At 36.6% G+C, this 853-nt stretch carries 1 protein-coding gene; it reads right to left on the bottom strand.

What is annotated here, in order from left to right:
• Positions 1 to 15: 15 nt before the first annotated feature.
• Entirely contained in the window at positions 16 to 795 is a 780-nt protein-coding gene (locus tag CHA01nite_RS20365; protein ID WP_146944829.1) for an IS5 family transposase, read from the bottom strand.
• Positions 796 to 853: the final 58 nt, after the last annotated feature.

The raw sequence follows: 853 nt of genomic DNA, 5'->3' as shown, positions 1-853 counted from the left end.
AAGAAGCTGTTTGAATTAAATTTTATTAGCTAGTCTTCTGATGTTTGCGATGACAATATAGGCATTGGCATTTTCAGTTTTTCTTTCATAATCTTTGCAGCACCTTCTGTTATTAAGTGTCCAGGCAATAGTCCTTTCAACAATCCAACGCTTTTCATGAATTTCAACTTTACCCTTTTGAGCGATCGGAATAATGGGTATTTCTACTTCGATCTCATATTTTCTTTTCATTTCTTCGCGAAAAGTGCCTCCAAAAGTTCCATCGGCATAAATAAGTTTTATGTTTTCCAACAATTCGTTTTCCGAGTACTTTGCATACCAACGTTTTATGGCTGTGGTTCCATCATATGAATTAGCCGCAACCACAAAGCTGTCCAAAAGGTTTCCCAGAGTATCTACAATATAGAATCGCTTTCTCCCTTTAACAAGTTTTCCTCCGTCAATACCGATATTCTCTGTACTTGTAGAAGAGTTTTTAGTAGTCTGGCTATCAATTATTGCTGTGGTGGGCTGCCAGTCCTTGTTTTCCATCAAGCGATTATTTGCTATCAATAACCGGTTAATGTTATCCCACGTTCCATCTTTTACCCATTTTCGATAATACCAGTAAACCGTTTGCCAGGGCGGAAACTCTCCCGGAATATCCCGCCATACACAGCCGTTTTTAGTGAGATAAAACAGGGCATTGATTATTTCATACAAATCCCATTTGCTTTTTCTTTTTACCGGTAAGATATTTTTTATAACTTTCCAGCTCCTGGCAGAAAGGTCTGAACTATATGTTTTTATTCGCATTTAAACAATATAATTCCTTTCTGCCTATTTTCAAAAAAATAATTCAAACAGCTTCTAA

Source organism: Chryseobacterium hagamense (assembly GCF_007991455.1).
Classification (GTDB): domain Bacteria; phylum Bacteroidota; class Bacteroidia; order Flavobacteriales; family Weeksellaceae; genus Chryseobacterium; species Chryseobacterium hagamense.
Note: the sequence above shows the minus strand (reverse complement) of the source record. Positions and strands in the feature narration are given on the sequence as shown.